The organism is Sphingobium sp. L-44 (assembly GCF_056859495.1).
The window spans coordinates 1-13566 of record NZ_JBSXOQ010000054.1; the positions used below are offsets into that span (position 1 = coordinate 1).

The 13566-nt window shown below is 62.3% G+C and carries 14 protein-coding genes; 3 read left to right on the forward strand and 11 right to left on the reverse strand.

The window, feature by feature from the left end:
* Nucleotides 1-166 precede the first annotated feature (166 nt).
* From AC13EK_RS05110 to AC13EK_RS05140, 7 genes are all read right to left on the reverse strand, one after another.
* On the reverse strand, nt 167-373 hold the full coding sequence (locus AC13EK_RS05110) for a DUF465 domain-containing protein (protein WP_483022066.1): 207 nt from the start codon (nt 371-373) through the stop codon (nt 167-169).
* A gap of 59 nt (nt 374-432) precedes the next feature.
* Nucleotides 433-1848: a phospholipase D-like domain-containing protein gene (locus AC13EK_RS05115; RefSeq protein ID WP_063976411.1), complete on the reverse strand. Its 1416-nt coding sequence runs from the start codon at nt 1846-1848 to the stop codon at nt 433-435.
* Between the two features lie 95 nt (nt 1849-1943).
* Entirely contained in the window at nt 1944-3083 is a 1140-nt protein-coding gene (locus AC13EK_RS05120) for a hybrid sensor histidine kinase/response regulator (RefSeq protein ID WP_063976410.1), read from the reverse strand.
* Nucleotides 3080-3652 carry a chemotaxis protein CheB gene (locus AC13EK_RS05125; RefSeq protein ID WP_063976409.1) on the reverse strand — a complete coding sequence of 191 codons (573 nt, stop codon included), beginning with the start codon at nt 3650-3652 and terminating at the stop codon, nt 3080-3082. Before AC13EK_RS05125 ends, AC13EK_RS05120 begins: the two co-directional genes overlap by 4 nt.
* On the reverse strand, nt 3649-4476 hold the full coding sequence (locus AC13EK_RS05130) for a CheR family methyltransferase (RefSeq protein WP_063976408.1): 828 nt from the start codon (nt 4474-4476) through the stop codon (nt 3649-3651). The genes AC13EK_RS05125 and AC13EK_RS05130 overlap by 4 nt, the downstream gene beginning before the upstream one ends.
* A gap of 10 nt (nt 4477-4486) precedes the next feature.
* Nucleotides 4487-7918 carry a response regulator gene (locus tag AC13EK_RS05135; RefSeq protein ID WP_063976407.1) on the reverse strand — a complete coding sequence of 1144 codons (3432 nt, stop codon included), beginning with the start codon at nt 7916-7918 and terminating at the stop codon, nt 4487-4489.
* Nucleotides 7919-8053: 135 nt separating this feature from the next.
* A complete protein-coding gene (locus AC13EK_RS05140; protein ID WP_081260987.1) occupies nt 8054-9967 on the reverse strand; it encodes an AsmA family protein in 1914 nt (637 codons plus the stop codon).
* A 215-nt stretch (nt 9968-10182) separates the two neighbouring features.
* Here AC13EK_RS05140 and AC13EK_RS05145 point away from each other — a divergent pair, with 215 nt between their 5' ends.
* Nucleotides 10183-10365 carry a CsbD family protein gene (locus AC13EK_RS05145; protein WP_327197069.1) on the forward strand — a complete coding sequence of 61 codons (183 nt, stop codon included), beginning with the start codon at nt 10183-10185 and terminating at the stop codon, nt 10363-10365.
* 118 nt (nt 10366-10483) lie between these two features.
* Here the strand turns inward: AC13EK_RS05145 and AC13EK_RS05150 are convergent, their stop codons facing one another.
* Genes AC13EK_RS05150 through AC13EK_RS05160 form a run of 3 tightly spaced genes read right to left on the reverse strand, consistent with a single transcriptional unit; the run spans nt 10484 to nt 12112 of the window.
* The gene (locus tag AC13EK_RS05150; protein ID WP_063976405.1) at nt 10484-11485 is read right to left on the reverse strand and encodes a site-specific integrase; all 1002 of its coding nucleotides are present in this window, start codon (nt 11483-11485) and stop codon (nt 10484-10486) included.
* 2 nt (nt 11486-11487) lie between these two features.
* On the reverse strand, nt 11488-11880 hold the full coding sequence (locus tag AC13EK_RS05155; protein WP_063976404.1) for a type II toxin-antitoxin system VapC family toxin: 393 nt from the start codon (nt 11878-11880) through the stop codon (nt 11488-11490).
* Nucleotides 11864-12112, reverse strand: coding sequence for an AbrB/MazE/SpoVT family DNA-binding domain-containing protein (locus AC13EK_RS05160; protein WP_063976403.1), 249 nt, complete (start codon nt 12110-12112; stop codon nt 11864-11866). Before AC13EK_RS05160 ends, AC13EK_RS05155 begins: the two co-directional genes overlap by 17 nt.
* A gap of 232 nt (nt 12113-12344) precedes the next feature.
* Between AC13EK_RS05160 and AC13EK_RS05165 the strand changes: the two genes are divergently transcribed.
* Entirely contained in the window at nt 12345-12590 is a 246-nt protein-coding gene (locus AC13EK_RS05165) for an AbrB/MazE/SpoVT family DNA-binding domain-containing protein (protein ID WP_277788659.1), read from the forward strand.
* Nucleotides 12587-12976, forward strand: coding sequence for a type II toxin-antitoxin system VapC family toxin (locus AC13EK_RS05170; RefSeq protein ID WP_127691659.1), 390 nt, complete (start codon nt 12587-12589; stop codon nt 12974-12976). The genes AC13EK_RS05165 and AC13EK_RS05170 overlap by 4 nt, the downstream gene beginning before the upstream one ends.
* A gap of 131 nt (nt 12977-13107) precedes the next feature.
* On the opposite strand, the gene AC13EK_RS05175 is transcribed toward AC13EK_RS05170, so the two are convergent.
* The gene (locus AC13EK_RS05175) at nt 13108-13491 is read right to left on the reverse strand and encodes a hypothetical protein (protein ID WP_483022067.1); all 384 of its coding nucleotides are present in this window, start codon (nt 13489-13491) and stop codon (nt 13108-13110) included.
* Nucleotides 13492-13566 lie beyond the last annotated feature (75 nt).

Genomic DNA, 13566 nt, shown 5'->3' on the forward strand with positions numbered 1-13566 from the left:
TCAAAATGCGTAGCCATCGCCGGATAGAACTGAGCCGTCGCCTTTCTGGCGCGACCGTAGAAGGCAGCAACAAGTAAGATCTCGCGCCGGCTATCTGGGCGAGCTTGGCGTAGGATTCCGCCCCCTCCCGCAAACGCCCCCAGCCACCCCGGCACAGCAGATCAGATCAGGATCTCGAGAGCGCGTCCTTGAGACGCAGCTTTGCCTTCTTCAATTTCTGGATCATCGTGAGATCGGGCAGGGGCCGCCGCATCTCCGCTGCGATCCGCCGTTCGATTTCGGCATGCTTGGTATCCAGAGCCTGGGCATGAGCCGTTGCCATGTTCGCCTTCTCCCGTTCTGCTCTCCCCGCGCCGTGCGGAAAGTCTATCACCAGTGTTGACCTCGATTTCGAGGCTGGCTTTGCGCAGAATCAAAGTTGGCGCGTTCCGTTCAGATCAGCGGCCCGATTGTCGCCAGAGCATTGCACCAGATCCGGCGATAGGCCGGCCAGGCCCTCACATCGGCGGCTGTGACCTGCTCTGCGCTCAGACAGTAATCGCGCTGCCGCGCCTGCATGGCTGCGGCGAATTGCGGATCGCGCAAAAGAATGTCGTTCTCGAAATTCAAATCGAAGCTACGGAAATCAAGATTGGTCGATCCGAAGAATACCAGGTCTTCATCGACGGTGATGATCTTGGCATGGAGAAGACCGCCCCTGAACTCCATGATCTTCACACCGGCTCTGAGCAACGGACCATAATATGCCCGGCTTGCCGGACCCACGAACCCGGAATCGTTCCTGGCGGGCACGACGAGCGTGACATCCACGCCTGCGCGCGCCGCGCCCGCGATCGCCTCGGCCACAACGTCGCCGGGGACGAAATAGGGTGTCGTCAGCAGGATCTGCTTGCGTGCTTCGCCCACGATCCGTGATATGAGCTGAGCGGTGACACCCTTGCCCGTCGTGGGGCCGGTGCCGACGACCTGGGCGGGCATGCCCCCATCGAACGGGGGCGTCTCATAGTCCCACGGCCTGAGATCGAGAGGGTGGCACTCGAACCAGCACTGGGCGAACAGAAGATCCATCTGCCGGGCAACGGGCCCGTCGAGCCGAACCATGACGTCTTCCCAGGGCGCATAAAGCGGCTTGGGTGAAAAGGCGGCATCGGCGCAATTCTGGCTTCCGCAATGGCAGATGCGACCATCGATCACGCTGATCTTGCGGTGGTTACGCAGGTCCGGGCGCCGCGCGAAGATCATGGCGATCGGATTACCGATCGGCAGCGCGACCATGAGATCGATGCCGGCGTCCCCAAGAGATTTCCAGGTGCGCGACTTCAAGAATGCATGCGATCCGATCTGATCGACGCCAGCCCGCACCTTGACCCCGCGCCGGGCCGCACGGATCAGCGCATCCGCAACGCTCCGCCCGGTCTCATCGTCGAGCCAGATATAATAGAAGACATGGACGAAAGCGCGGGCTTGATCGATGTCGGCGATCAGGCGAGCACGCTGCGCGTCCGGACTATCGAGAAGCTCGGCGCGATTGCCCCGTGTCACTCCGAAGCCGTTTATGGCCCGCGCAAATTGTGCAGCTGCTCCCAGCTCACCGATACCGCTGCCATCGCCACTCGAAAGCACAATGTCCCGTGTCGCGGCTTCCGCGGCGCGGTGGGCGGCACCCTCCTTTCCTCCAAAACGGATCTGACCATAGAGATAGTAAAAGATCGGCCCTGCAATCGGGAGAAGCAGCAGGGCGAGGACCCAGGCTATGCGCGAGGTCGAATTAAGGTCGTCGCGCAGCAGCGCATGAACGAGAAAGGCGAGAAACAGCGCCGCATGCAGTATTGCAAGGGCTGCCGCCATGGTCACGACTTGCCTCGTGCACCGGACGTCTTCTCCGGAAAAGCGCCGACGGCGTCATCGGGGGCGATCAACCCGTCAACCAAGGCCGATCGCCCTCATGGCTCGCAAGGCAGGCGAACGAGAAACACGCTTCCCTTGCCCATTTCGCTACGCTCGAGGTGAAGTGTCCCGCCGTGCAGGCCAACCAGTTGCTTCACCAGTGCAAGGCCAATACCGAGGCCATCCAGACGATCGCTCCCCGGTCTGCTGACCTGCGCGAAGAGGTCGAAGATCTTCTCCTGCATTTCAGGCGGAATACCGATACCGTTGTCCGCGACTTCGACTTCCGCCCATGGCCCCTTCCGGCGCGCGGTCAACCTGATCTCGCCGCCCGGCGGCGTATATTTGGCGGCATTATTGAGAAGATTGCTCGCGATCTGGGCAAGCCGGCTGAAATCCGCCTCGAGCCAGATGGTCGCATCAGGGAGGTCGCGCACGAGCCTGTGGCCGCCGCTTTCGATAAGGGGCTGGCTCGCCTCGATAGCAAAGGCCAGCACATCCTGTAGCGAGATCCTCTCCAGCTTGAGGGAGATCTTGCCCTGATCGATCCGGGCTATATCGAGCAGGTCGTCCACGAGCCGGGAAACGTGGCGGATATGCCGGTTCATTCCCTCCCGGATCTCGCCTTCCACCCCGGTCCCCGCGCGGCGTTCGAGAAGATGCAGGCCGGCGCCGATCGCCGCGATCGGATTGCGCAGCTCATGACCAAGTATGGCCAGGAACTCATTCTTGCGCCGGTCAGCGGCCTGCAGCGCGTCGGCCATGCTCGCCAGCGCGTCGCGCTGCGCGACGATTTCGCTGCGCTGCCGATAGAGCTCGTAGAAGACATTGGTCTTGGAGCGCAGAATGTCCGCTTCGATGGGCTTCTGAATGAAATCCACCGCGCCTGCGTCATACCCCCTGAACCGGCGCTGCAGATCCGCGCTGCCCGCGGTGAGGAAAATAATCGGAATATGACGCGTGCGCTCATTGCCGCGCATGAACCCGGCAAGTTCGAAGCCATCCATTCCCGGCATCTGGACGTCGAGCAGCGCCAGCGCGATATCATGGGTCAGCAGCAGCTCGAGGGCTTCCTCGCCCGAACGGGCCTTGAGAAATGCCAGCCCGTCACGCTTGAGCAGCGCCTCCAGCGCCAGGAGATTTTCCTCCAGATCATCGACCAGCAGAAAGTTTATGGGATCGCTCGTGCTCGTCATTTTTCCACCAGCTCAAGGAGATAGGAATGGATGGATTCGAGGCCGAGCCTCTTAGCCCCCGGACAGCTTGCCAATGCCGCCAGAGGCATGGCCGGCATTTCCGCGCTGGCCGGGTCTTCGACAATCGCTGCTCCGCCCGCCTCGACGATCGCGCGAAGGCCCGCAGCACCGTCGTGATTGGCGCCGGTCAGGATGATGCCTGCAAGGGCTTCTCCCCAGGCATCGGCCGCAGACTGAAAAAGGACGTCGATCGCCGGGCGGCTGTGATGAACCGGCTCGTCAGAAGAGAGCGAGAGCGTTCCGTCCTGCTCGACCAGAAGATGATAGTCCGATGGCGCAAAGTAGATGGTGCCGCCGAGCGCTGGCTCCTTCTCCTCGGCCTCCTTGACTTTCAGAAGGCATTTGTCGGCAAACAAGCCCACCAGCGCATTGTCCCGGTCGGATGGCACATGGACCACGACGAGAATGGGAATAGGGTAGGTGGCCGGGAGCGCAGGCAGAACCTTCAGCAGGGCCTGCACCGCGCCAGCGGATGCGCCGATAACGACGGCCTGAGGGCGTTCAGTCATGACAGATCCCGCCGCTGATAGATTTTCTCCTCCCGCACAAAATCGGAAAACCCGGCTGCCTGGCCTGAGAAGCGCAGACTCTCCTTCGATCCGAGCCCCAGAAACCCCTTCCGCGCCAGCGACTCGTGGAACAGACCGATAGCGCGGTCCTGAAGCTCGCGATCAAAATAAATGAGCACGTTGCGACACGAGATCAGGTGCATCTCGGCGAAGACCGCATCGGTCACCAGGCTATGGTCCGAGAATACCACCCGCTCGCGCAGCCGCTTGTCGAATACGGCACGGCCATAATCGGCGGTATAATAATCGGACAGTGACGAGCGGGCGCCCGACTTCTGGTGGTTCTCGGTGAATTTCCGGATCTGGTCGAGCGGATAGACACCCGCTTCGGCCGCTTGCAGCGCGTCCGGGTTGATGTCGGTCGCATAGATCATCGCGCGCCGGTCGAGACCTTCCTCGCGAAGCAGAATGGCGAGCGAATAAAGCTCCTCGCCATTGCTGCAACCGGCAACCCAGAGCTTGAGCGAGGGATATGTCTTCAGATGCGGCACCACCTTTTCCCGCAGCGCGCGGAAATAGGACGGATCGCGAAACATTTCGCTGACCTGGACGGTCAGATAGTTGAGCAGACCCGGTAACATCGCGGGATCATGCAGGAGTTTTTCCTGCATCGCGGAAAAGCTCGAAAAGCCCATCCTGTCACGCGCCTGCAGGAGACGGCGCTTGATCGAGGCGCGCGCATAATGACGGAAGTCATAATGGTAGAACTGGTAGATCGCCTCCAGAAGGAGGTCGATCTCGATGTCTTCGACAGATCCCTGCATAACGGCTCCTTCAGCGCGGCATCCAAACGCGCACGAGCGAGAGAAGTTTGTCGACATCGATCGGCTTGGCCATATAGTCGTTCGCACCGGCCTCGAGACAACGCTGCTGATCATCGGGCATCGCCTTGGCCGTCAGCATCACGACAGGCAGCTTCGCCCAGCGAGGATCCCGGCGGATTTCACCAGTCGCGGTCAATCCGTCCATGACGGGCATCATGACATCCATCAGAACGAGGTCGATGGTCCGTGCCGGGTCGTCGAGCGACGCCGCAAGCGCGTCGAGCGCTTCACGTCCGTTGCGCGCGATCTGCACGACCGCCCCGCGTGGTTCGAGGATGCTGGTCAGCGAATAGACGTTGCGGACATCGTCCTCGACAATGAGAATCCGCCGGCCTTCGAGCGCTGCGTCGCGGTGGCGGGCCTTCTGGATCATCCGGCGCTGTTCGGGTGGCAGCTCCGACACGACCTGGTGGAGGAAGAGCGACACCTCGTCGAGTAACCGCTCGGGTGATTTCGCGCCCTTTATGATGATCGAGTTCGAATAGCGTCGCAGCCGCTGCTCATCGTCCGGCGAAAGATCGTGGCCCGTATAGACGATGACTGGCGGAAATCCGTGATCGCCTTCCCGGCTCAGCGTCTCGAGAAGCTCGAAGCCGGATGCATCGGGAAGGGTAAGATCGAGGACCATGCAATCATAGGTTTGCTCTCGCAGCGCCTGGAGGCATTCCGCCGCCGTTCCCACGCCCACGATCTCGACGGCGTTGGATTTGAGAAGCTGGGCGACCGCATCGCGCTGCACCGGATCGTCTTCGACGATGAGCACGCGGCGCATGCGGGCCGCGAGCTTCTCCTGCAGTCCGGTCAGGACCTCGGCGAGCTGCTCGCGCTTGACCGGCTTCAGCAGATAACCCGCAGCGCCCAGCGACAGCGCCGTCTGGCTATGGTCCGCCGCCGATATGACATGGATGGGGATGTGCCGTGTCTCGTCATCATGCTTCAATCGGTCGAGCACCGTCAGACCCGACTGATCGGGAAGGCCAAGGTCAAGGACAATGGCGCTCGGCCGGAACTGCTGCGCAAGGCTCACGGCCTCCTCGGCCGTGCCCGCGACGATGCACTGAAAATCCAGTTCCCGCGAGAGATCGCGCACGATCGAGGCAAACACCGTATCGTCCTCGATTACCAGCAGGAGCCGGCGACCGTCGGCGATCGCGCCGCGGTCATCCTCCACCGACCAGCCCGGTGCGATCGAGGCAGGACGAGCTGGCACGGCCGGCGCGCTGGAAACGGATGCAGCGGGCATAGGCCTGGCCGTTTCGCGGGGCGCAACACGCGAAGGGTCATAGGCGCGCGGGATAACCAGCGTGAACGTGCTTCCCTGTCCCGGTTCGCTCTGGAGACTGATTGCGCCGCCAAGGAGGCGCGCCAGTTCGCGGGAAATGGACAGACCCAGGCCCGTTCCGCCGAACTTGCGGCTGATCGTGCCGTCCGCCTGCTGGAACGCCTCGAAAATACTGCGCTGCTGGTCGGGAGAAATACCGATCCCGGTATCGGTGACAGCGAGGGATAGACCCTCTTCGCCCGCAGGCGCGATCTCGAGACGAACCGATCCCTTTTCGGTGAACTTGAAGGCGTTGGACAGCAGGTTTTTCAGGATCTGCTCGACGCGCATACGGTCAGTCTCGATCGCAACCGGACTTCCCTCGGCAAGTTCGATCTCCAGCGCCAGCGCCCGGTCGTCGGCGACCGGCTGGAAGAGATGGCGGATATCCCCGATCAGACGCTGGACAGACACCGTTTCCGGCTGGATCTGGACATGCCCCGCCTCGATCTTCGACAGATCGAGAATATCATTGATCAAGGTGAGCAGATCATTGCCGGAGGATTCGATCGTGCGGGCAAATTTGACCTGATCGTCCGAAAGGTTTCCGTCCGGATTGTCGCCCAGCAGCTTGGACAGGATCAGCAGCGAATTGAGCGGGGTGCGCAGCTCGTGGCTCATATTGGCGAGGAAATCGGACTTGTACTGGCTGGCTTGTTCCAGTTCCCGCGCCTTGACCGCCAGGCTCGCACCGGCGCGCTCCAACTCGTCGCGCTGATTTTCAAGCGTTTGCGCCTGTTCCTCGAGCTGGCTGTTGGTCTGCTCCAGTTCGACCTGCTGTTGCTCCAGTCGCACCTGGGATTCCTTGAGGGCCCGGCCTTGCTCCTCGAGCTCCTCGTTCGAAACGCGCAGCTCTTCACTCTGCGCCTGCAGCTCACTCGCCTGACGCTGGGTTTCGTCGAGCGCTTCTTCCAGGCGCATGCGAAAACGGGCGGAACGCAGCGCGATGCCAATCGCGGTCGACGCTTCGCCGAGCAGATCGAGCGCGGATTGGCCGACCGGTTCGAAGAAGCCGAGTTCCAGCACGGCATTGACGCTCTCGTCTGTTCGGGCGGGAACGATCACAAGATGGCGAGGGCGGTCGCGGCCGAATGCCGATCCGATGGTGAGATAGCGGTCCGGGACGTCGCTGAGAATGATCGGCTGACCATCCGCCGCGACCTGTCCAAGCAGCCCTTCGCCGGCGCTGAAGGCGAGCGGTATGTCTGCGTCCGGCGGGACGCCTATGGTGGCGATCCTGTGAAAATGCCCTGCGTCGCCTTTGAACAGAGCACCGCCCTGGAATCCCAGATAGCGTGTCAGATAGGCAAGAATGGCCTGGCCGAGCTCTTCGAGCGATTTCTCGCCGCGCATGGACTCGGAAAGGCCCACCAGTCCGCTCTGCAACCATTCCTGCCGCGCCCTTGCGCGGCTGTTGCGGCGTAGCAGAACGAATATGGCGATGGTGAGCGCGGCGCCGAGCGCGGCCGTCACGAGACCGCTGGTCACAGCCGCCCGGGAAGCGCTGGCCATTTCCTCGATACGCAGCTGGCGCTGGCGCAATTCCTCGCGCGCCATCGTCTCGAGCTGGTTGCGTATGGCGTCCATTTCGGTCTTGCCGCGATCGCTCCTGACCAGGGCCAGGGCGGCATCGAAGCCCTGGTCGCGGCGCAGCGCGATGCTCGCTTCCAATTCGCTGAGCTTTGCATCGACGTGCCGCTTGAGCGACCCGAAGCTCTCCTGCTGGACCGGATTATCCTTCGTGAGGGCCGCCACCATCCGAAGCTGGCCAGCCATTGTGCGCCGGGCGTCGGTATAAGGCTCGAGGTACGGTTCGCTTCCCGTAAGAAGATAGCCGCGCTGCCCGGTCTCGGCATCCTGGACCGAAGACAATAGGTCATTGAGCGCGATCAGGACCCCGTGCGTGTGCCGAATTGCCTGATCATTCTCGCGCAGCGTCGCGACATTACGATAGGCAATCGCGCCGCTGGTAATGAAGAAGGCAAGGCCAAGGAGCAGGCCGACCAGCGACCAGCTGTCCAGACGAGTTCTTGAGGCAGTCGCGCGAGCAGTCGAAATCATGCTGATTCTTTTCGATGACAGAGGCTATTCGAACGGCGTAGCGACAGAGCAGGATCCGGATCAAGGGGGCTGCGCAGGGCCGTGGCCGCCCGGCTATGCGCGGAATTCCACATCCCCGCCGCAGCTCATGAACGATCAGAGGATCTGTCGGCCGAGCCGGTCGCAATCGAGGGCTGCAGGGATGGCGGCATCGGCGGGCGCCCTGTCCTTGCCGAGCCCGAGCGCGCGACCGACCGACTTGCCGAGCGCGGAAAGCACAGAACCAGCGCCGACCTTGCTGCCGGGTGGCTTGCCCGCAGCGCTGAGCGACGGCGCGGAAAAGGTCCCGCCCACCTGGATCGGATCGGCGAGCCTGAGCGGGCTTGGGTCACGCGACCGTCCCTTGATCGAAAGCGCGATACGCTCGTCGGCAAGCGAAAGGCGGCCCTGACCCTGGCCCACCGAAATGCCCGTCTCGACGAGGAAAGGAGAGGGCGTCAAAACCCCGTCTCGCGCGGCGAAGCCGATAGCCAGACAGCGCAGCGGCACCTCGGCTTCCTTGTCGCGCAGCACCGCTCCGATCGCTTTGCCCAGATCCTGCCCGAGCACGGCGGCAAAGGTGCGTTTCACCGTCCCGCCGCGAACGAGCAGCCCTGCGCGCCCGTCTGCGCGGGCCAGCGCCTCACGAATGGTGTCCCCCGCACCCTTGAGCACGACGCGTCCGCGCAGCGGGCCTGTCGCATCGCGTGATCCCATCAGCGTTTCGAGGCGCCCGTCCTGAAACGCAAGGTCCAGCGCCAGGATCGGATAGGCGGCACCGCCGCGCTGGTCGATCGAAACTTTGCCCGACATTCGGCCGCTCGACATACCAGCAACGACGTCATCGAGCGTGAGCAGCTTGCCGTCGAGACGGATCACGCCGCTCAGCGACCGGAAAGCCGACCCCTCGAGCAGCAGACGGTCGGCCCGGAACCGAATGACCCCATCGGTCGGTCCGACTTTTGCAAGATTGATGCGCGTGCCGGGCAGGACGCGCGGCCCGATCCTGGCTTCGATCGTGGCCGCACGCGCCTTGCCCTCGGCATCAGACAGATCATCGAAATCGAAAGCACTGAAATGTATGTCGGCATCGATCTTGGTTCGTCCTTCGCGCTTGAGCACATCGGCCTTGGCGACGAGCTTGGACCGCCCGATCGAACCTGTCATGCGCTCGATATGCCAGTCGCGCCCGGTATGACGAACGCGGGCCTTCAGATCGATCGCGCGTGTCCCAAAAAGGCCTGCCTCGATAACATCGTCGAGATATTTGAGGTTCGGCGCAGTCGCATGAATGTCGAGCGTCATCGCCTTCAGATTGAGCGCGCCGCGGCTCTGCCCGCTGGCCGCGAGATTGAGGAGCGGTGATCGCAGTTCAAGGCGCAAGGGATAGGGCGCCTCGGGGGGCAAATCGGCAATCCGGCCTCCACGCAACGTCATCCGGGCTGGCGCCTCATGGAATTTTCCGGCGGCGTCGACCCGCAACCCGCGAGCGTCCGACACAAAGCTGCCCGCAAGATTGAGAGAGCGCTTGTCATCGCGCACGGTGATCCGGCCATCTGGAATGGTGAGCCGTTCAAGGCCCGTCCCCGCATCATCCCTGGCATCGTCCGCTTTGTCCTGGCCTTGCCAGTTTGCGCGTCCCTTCGCGTCGCGTACGAGCGCGACGGTCAGCCCATGCGCGACGAAGCCCTCAGGCTGCGGGCCTCGCCCGACGAGAAGCGGCAGGATTGGCAGCCTCGCTTCGATGGTCCTGGCGTGCACCATGTCGCCTTTGCCGGCCCATGCGGGCTGCTTGACGGCAATGTCCCGCAACACGATGGTCGGGGTGAAGGACAGCCATTCCCGCCGCTCGATTGAGCCGATCGAGACCTGTGTGCCCAGCGCCGAGCCGATCCGGCCAGCGATTGCGTCCTTGAACAGGCCGAAGGGAAATGCCGCAAGACCAATCAGCGCAAAGCAACCGAGCAAGACCGTCGCAGCAATTCCCCTGATGATCCATCGCCGATGACGCGCGCTTGCTTCTGATGCCATCGCCTCGAAACTCGCACATTGGGATCGAGTTTCCGCGCTGGCGGGGGGCGCATGCAATAACCGCAATCATGGGACTTTGGCGCAACACATTGGCGCTGAGAACTTCGGCCCTATCATTCGGCCGAACGGTTCGTCGTATATGGGCGCAGCCTTTATCCGTCTTGCTGCGTTCTTCCTCCAAGCATCAACTATTCTGGAGACATGCCATGGGTGAGATGACGGACAAGATCAAAGGCCATACCAACGAGGCCATCGGCAAGGCGAAGCGCGCCGCGGGCGAAGCACTCGACCGGCCCGATATCAAGGCTGAAGGCGACGCCCAGGAAGCCAAGGGCGATCTGCAGAAGGCCAAGGGTGCGGCAAAAGGCGCCGTGAAGGACGTCGTCAACAAGACGTGACCCCGCGTCCGGCTGAAATTCGGTGGCCCGGTGATCCGTTCGCCGGGCCATCTTGCTATACGGGATCTTCTGCCTGATTTTTAGGCAAGCTTTTGCGGCATGTTAAGCTGTTTCGATATCAAAGGAATTTCTCGCCCGCATGATCCTCGAACATCGATGCGCTGCGGACATAGTCCGCGACCGTGTCGAGCGACTTGTGCCGCGAATGGTCCTTCATCTTGAACAGGTTCGCGCGCTTCGACGCTGCCTCTGTCAGAAAGCCAGCCCGCAGCGAATGCCCGGAATATAGCGAAGGGTCGAGACCCGCCGCTGCCGCAGCGGTCTTTACCAGTCTTGCGACCGTCTTGTCAGTGATTGGATTGTCGGTGAGCGCATCGGAGCGGGTCAGCCGTCGAAACACCGCTCCCTGCCGAGGCTTGCCGGTAGCCGGATCCAGGCCGCTCAGCCCCGCTGCATGGAGCCAGTGCTTCAGCAGATTGACGGGCCGGATGATCCGTCCTTCCGGAATCGCGATCACCTGGCCGACCTGCTCCTGATCGCGCTTGGACTGCGGGATGGTAATACGCAGGCCCGATTGCGCGAATGCGAGATCCGGGAGCTGCATCGCTGCGAGCTCCGACCGCCGAAAAGCCCCGGCCATGCCGACAGCCAGGATCGCCCGGTCGCGCAGCGCGCGGAGCCCCATCCCCTCGATCGTCGCGAGCATGGCTTTGAGCACATCCGCCTCGGCCGGCGCCTTCTGCTCCTTGCGCCGCGCATATTTGCGGCGGACGCCAGCGAGCATGGTGGCGATCACGCCGGCGGCGTCTCGCGCGGTTGGAGAGGGGAAGCCCGCCTCCTTGTGATGATGGTTGATGGCGGCAACCCGCCGGCCGATCGTCACCGGCGCGATTCCCGCCTCGGCCTCGACATGGGCGAACAGGGCAACGATGTCAGGATGCGCCGGCAGTGCCTCGACGTTGCGCGCATCGCAGAATGCGCAGAAGCGCACCCAGTCGGACGCATAGGCCTTGTGAGTCGAGCCCGCCTTGGACGCTGCCAGCGTATCCCGTGCGCCCTCGATCTCCGCCAGCAGGTCCGCCGGAAGATCGGCCGAGAGAGGGAGGAGGTCGCGCGCCATCGCTATCGGATCAGCCTGATGTCTGCGTCGCTACCGAGTTTCAGCCAGTCGCGGTCGGCCGTATAGATGGTCGCGCCTCGCGCCATGCCTGTCGCGATGCAGGCGCAATCGCCAAAGCCGATATTGAGTGGTTGCGCCTTTGCAATGAGTGTGCCGGCGATCGCCGCCGCCTTGGCATCGAACGGGAGCACTTTGAGGCCAAAATCCCCGGCCGTCTCGATCGCAAGCTCTTCTGGCGTCCCCTTGAGCACGAGGGTCGCGATCACTTCGGACAGATTGACGCTGCTGATCGACGCGTCGGCTAATATGTCATCCTCGTCGACGCCATGCGGTTCCCCCAGGATGAACGCGATCAATGTCGAACTATCCAGAACCTTGTCAGCCACGCTGCGCATCCTCCACCCGCATCGCCTTCAGCGCGCCCTGCAGGTCGGCATCGGGTTCGAGATAGGGCGAGAGTTTGGCGCGGATACGCTCCAGCGTCTTGGAGGGGCGCCGCACCGAAAGCTGGCCATCCTGCAGTTCGAGATTGAGTGTGTCGCCGCCCGTAAGCCCCATTTCGCGCCGGATCTGGGCCGGAATCTGTATCCGGCCATCGGACGTCATTTTGACACTATGGATGGACATGGCGGCTATCTCCCAAGGCGCACTAAACGGCAAGTTCGTAGCTATTATCAATTCGCCGATTATAACGCTATATGGAGAAAATTTCAGTCCCCCCACTTACGTCCGAGAATCATATTTATCGGACATACGCATTTTTCGGACGAGGATAGCCATGGGGCGGCTTTAGTGACATCATTCCTACGATTTGGCATACTCGTCTCTGCGAGCCACATATATGTTGAAAGGACATGAATTGCCCACTCAGGTCAATATCACCCCAAATGGCCGCATGAGCCTTCCAGCTGACCTCAGGAAGCGGATGGGCCTGTCCGACGGCGGCACAGTGTTCGTCGAAGAAACCGACGAGGGGATCATCTTGCGCACTGCGGCGCAGGCCGTGGCGCGTTCACAGGCTTTGGCCAAACGCTTTGCAGAAGGTGCTTCCGATCTCTCGGTCGATGCCTTCTTGGCGCGCCGCCCGGCGGAGAGCGGCGAATGAGCGATATCGTCATCGACGCCTCGGCGCTTTTAGCAATGCTCAACGCCGAGCCCGGCGGCGCAAAGGTCGCGGCCAGGATCGCATCGGCCCGGATCAGCGCGATCAATTATGCCGAAGTGGCCAGCCATTTCGTCAAGGCCGGGATGCCCGAACGCGAAGTCGACGCCATGCTCGCACCCTTGCCGATGACCATCGTCGACGTCGACCCAGGCCTTGCCCGCCTCGCCGGCCGCCTCAGCGCCGTGCCGGCAGATCCGCTCCTATCGATCGGCGACCGCTTTTGCCTGGCGCTCGCCATCCGCGACGGTGCGCCGGCCTGGACCGCCGACAGAAAATGGCGCGCAATTACAAGCGAGGCGAAAGTCGAGGTCGTCGTGATCCGTTGAGATCGCAGGGCGTGGGTGTCACTCTTCGCCAGCGCCAGCCTTGAGTCCTTCCAGGTCGATCACCAAGATACCGCGGCGGTCCGGCGTATCGATGAAGCGGAGCGAATTGGCCCAGCTTAGAACCGCCAAGCCTAGAACCGAATGCATCCAGAGAGAGCGCGTCGACCCGCCTGCGAAGCGCCGGCCACCGTCACCTCGCCTTCGCTTGCCTGATTGATACGCAGATATGCTACGTCTTTCTGAGTCGTCAGCATGCGAAGAACAGGCGAGGCCGGCGCCAGATCGCTGACCCACATCTTTCGCGCCACATCCACCGAGCGCATGGGCAGGTTCACGATGCCCCCGTTGAATACAAGGCTCAGTGTCAGCGAATGCATTGGTGGGGCTCGATAAAGCATCATCCCGAAATAGCCCCGACCGCGGTCGCAGTAGAGGGTGATCGTATCGATAGTTAGCGTCCGCGCTCGTGGTGTAATTTCCGGTGTAGATTGAGGTGATCGCATGGGGTTGGGCATGCCCAACCCCATGCGATTTCGAACTCGGTGGCCACCGGGCTCATCGGTAAGGTGGAGTTACCACACTTCACACGC